The following is a 3307-nucleotide window of genomic DNA, read 5'->3' on the forward strand; positions in this document are numbered from 1 at the left end:
GTTGTTGGGTCGTCTGGATGCTGGGGCGCTGCTGCCTGGGCGCGGTTGTGGGTTCTTGGCCAGGTCGTCGACGTGTGGTCTCGGGGGTGTTCCGGGAACTGGTCCGCGAGTCTCTTTGTGGCTGGGGCCGTCCCCCTGGGGAGGAGGAAGGCCGATGCTGCCGCGCACAGCACGATCAGGCTCGTCATGTGTCACCTGCTTGTCGGGTGCCGGCTAGCGGAGGGCTTCTGCGGATCTGGCCAGTCGGCGGGTCCAGTAGAGGCCGGTCAGGTTGAGGGTCACACCTGTGATCAGGCAGGCCAGGCCCGGGAGCGTCCCGAAGAGGAAGGCCAGCGGGTGCGCACCGAGGCCGGCGGCCATGGCCAGGCCCAGGAGGGGTAGGGCGGCGAGCAGGCGGGCCGTCGCGCGGGGACCGGCGAGCTGGACGGACACGTCCTGACGCTGCGATTCCTCGTCGCGCAGGGCGGTGGCCAAGCCGTCGAGGACGGTGGCGAGGGTGCCGCCGCGTTCGGCGCCGACCCGCCAGCACGCCGCCAGCAGGCGAAGACCCTCGGCGCCTGGCCGCGTCGCCAGTTCATCCAGGTGGTCGGGAGGTGGACGAGGGAGGCTGAGGAGTTCCTCGGCAACGTGCGGATCGAGGACGGTGGTGGCCGCCGTGAACGCCTCGTCGGGGGTTCGGCCCGCGGTGAGCTCGGCGGCCATGGCGTCGCAGAGTTCGATGACGGAGGTGCGCCGACGGTGGGGAAGGGTTCGGCCTTCGCGTAGGGCCCCTGCTCTGGTCTTGATGAGGAGGAACGGGTTGCTGGGTGGACGGGTGAGGAGGCGGTCCAGGCGGCGTGTGGCGGTGGGTGGGGTCAAGAACGTCCAGACGGCGGCGGCGGAACAGAGGGCCGCGAGCATGCCGATCATGCGGCTGCCGCCAACCGGTCAGCGAGTAGGTCGGCGCCGGGACCGGGAACGACCTCGCCGGACGCCGTGAACGACACTGCGGGGACAACGCCGACCAGCCCATCGGACGCCCGGCGGACAAGGCAGATCTCGGCCACGCGTCGGCGCCCTCCGCCCGGCTCGCGGACCAGGTGGACCACGATGTCCAGCGCGGCGGCCAACTGGCTGTGGACGGCCTCCCGGGTCAGGCCCGCCGCGCACGCCAGTGCTTCGAGCCGGGCGGGCACGTCCGCGGCCGTGTTCGCGTGGAGGGTGCCGCAACCTCCTTCGTGGCCCGTGTTCAGCGCCTGCAGGAGAACCACAACTTCGGAACTTCGGACCTCGCCCACCACCAGACGGTCGGGGCGCATGCGCAGGGCCTGGCGGACCAGGTCGTTCAAGGCCACGCCCCCGGCCCCCTCCATGTTGGGCGGGCGGGCTTCCAACCGGACCACGTGGGGGTGGGACGGTTTCAGTTCGGCGGAGTCTTCCACCAGGACGAGCCGTTCGGCGGGGTCGGCCAGGGAAAGCAAGGCGCTCAAGACGGTCGTCTTGCCAGTGCCCGTGCCGCCGCTGATCAAAAAGGCGGCACGGGACTCGATCAAGGACGCGAGCAGTGCGGCTCCCTCGGGCGGGACGGTGCGCGTCGCGGTCAGCTCGTCCAGCGTGAAGGCGCGGCGGCGCGGGAGGCGCAGGGAGATGCATGTCCCGGTGGCGGCGATGGGTGGGAGGACCGCGTGCAAGCGCACTCCGCCCGGGAGCCTGGCGTCCGCGTAGGGGGAGGCGTCGTCGAGACGGCGGCCTGCGGCGGCGACGAGGCGCTGGGCCAGGCGGCGGACGGACCGCTCGTCCGGGAAACGCAAGGCCGTGCGGACGAGGCCCGCGCCTGTGTCGACCCAGACCTCGTCGGGGCCGTTGACCAGGACGTCAGTGACGTCCGGGGAGCGCAGCAGCGGCTCCAGTGGCCCGGCGCCCACGAACTCGGCGCGTAACTCGTCGGCCAGCGTCAGTATCTCGCGGTCGCCGAGGAGGCGTTCCTCAGCGCGCAGTGCCGCGGCGACCCGGCCGGCCGTCGGTTCGCCGCCGGTGCCGGCCAGCCGGTCGCGGACGGCGTCGGACAGGCTGGTCACGCGGCCGCCTCCTCCCGGTAGGCGTACGGCTGGAGCGCGAGGTCGGCGAGGACGCCGGTGCAGAACTCGGCGAGCGGGCCCCGGCGGCAGGCGCGTTCGAGGCCGCCCTCGTCGATGGCGGCGGGGAGGCGGCGGTCGCGCTCGAAGGAGCCCGCGGACGGGAGGTCGAGGGCATGGACGACCGCGTCGGTCGTCAGCCCGCCCGGCGCGGGGCCCTGGACGACGAGGCGCACGTCGCTGGAGTGGCGGCGGAGCGCGGCGGCGAGGCCGTCGGCGGCGACGGTCGCGCGGACCTCGGCCGGGACCAGCAGGAACGTCACGTCGGCGGAGCGCAGGGCCGCGCGGCCGACATTGCCGGGATAGCGGGGGACGTCCACGATGACCAGGTCGAAGCCGCGCACGGCCGCGTCGAACAGGGACCGGGCGGCGTCGTCGGAGACGGGGACGGGTTCGCCGCGCCGCCACGACAGGACGGACAGGTCGCCGCAACGCGGCAGCGTCTCGCGCAGGGTGGCGGTGCTCAGCCGGCCTCGGCGTTCGGCGAGGTCGTGCCAGCGGATGCCCTCGTGCTCCTCCAGGCCGAGCATGAGGTCGACGCCGCCGCCGAACGGGTCGGCGTCCACGAGCAGCGTGCGCAGGCCCTGGCCCGCCGCCGCGAGGCCGAGCGCGGTCGCGAGGACGCTGGCGCCCGCGCCGCCCCGGGAGCCGACGACGCACAGGGTGGTGGCCCACCCGCCCTCGGGTTCGGTGGCCTGGGCGAACGCGTTGATCAGCCAGTCTTCGTGGTCGGGCAGGGCGGCGACGTCCTGCGCGCCGGCCTCCACTGCGAGGCGGTATGCCTCGGACGTGGCACCGTCGCCGGTGACCAGGACGACGCCGGGTCTGCGCTGGAGACCTGCGGACGCCACGTCCTCGGCCACGTCGGCGCCCACGAGGATGAGGGCCGGCCACGTCCAGGCGGCTCTGGCCTCGTCCGTGCCGTAGGCGACCTCCGCGTGAGCGTCGGCGGCGGCCGCGAGGCGGAGCAGGCCGTCAGCGAGGGCGGGGTCGCTCGTGACGATCAGTGCCGCAAGATTCATCGGATGCCCCTTCAACGTTTCGGAGACATCCACCTTGCGAGCCCGCGAGGCGACGGCGAAGAACTTCCGCGAACTGTGGATAACTTCGGCCCCAGCGGCATCCGCAGCGCGATCTTGCCGGTGGCGCTTGCGACGTCGGCGGCGCCCCTTGGGGTGCGGACGCCCTGATGG

At 73.5% G+C, this 3307-nt stretch carries 3 protein-coding genes; all 3 read right to left on the minus strand.

The genetic code is table 11. From position 1 onward, the window contains the following. Positions 1–213 precede the first annotated feature (213 nt). Genes ETD83_RS40695 through ssd form a run of 3 tightly spaced genes read right to left on the minus strand, consistent with a single transcriptional unit; the run spans position 214 to position 3136 of the window. Positions 214–909, minus strand: coding sequence for a type II secretion system F family protein (locus tag ETD83_RS40695; RefSeq protein WP_138650585.1), 696 nt, complete (start codon positions 907–909; stop codon positions 214–216). Then, positions 906–2057, minus strand: a complete 1152-nt coding sequence (locus ETD83_RS40700) for a TadA family conjugal transfer-associated ATPase (RefSeq protein ID WP_138650586.1) — start codon at positions 2055–2057, stop codon at positions 906–908. The genes ETD83_RS40695 and ETD83_RS40700 overlap by 4 nt, the downstream gene beginning before the upstream one ends. Next, on the minus strand, positions 2054–3136 hold the full coding sequence (ssd, locus tag ETD83_RS40705) for a septum site-determining protein Ssd (protein WP_138650587.1): 1083 nt from the start codon (positions 3134–3136) through the stop codon (positions 2054–2056). Before ssd ends, ETD83_RS40700 begins: the two co-directional genes overlap by 4 nt. Positions 3137–3307: the final 171 nt, after the last annotated feature.

The organism is Actinomadura soli, assembly GCF_005889715.1.
In the GTDB taxonomy this organism is placed as follows: domain Bacteria; phylum Actinomycetota; class Actinomycetes; order Streptosporangiales; family Streptosporangiaceae; genus Spirillospora; species Spirillospora soli.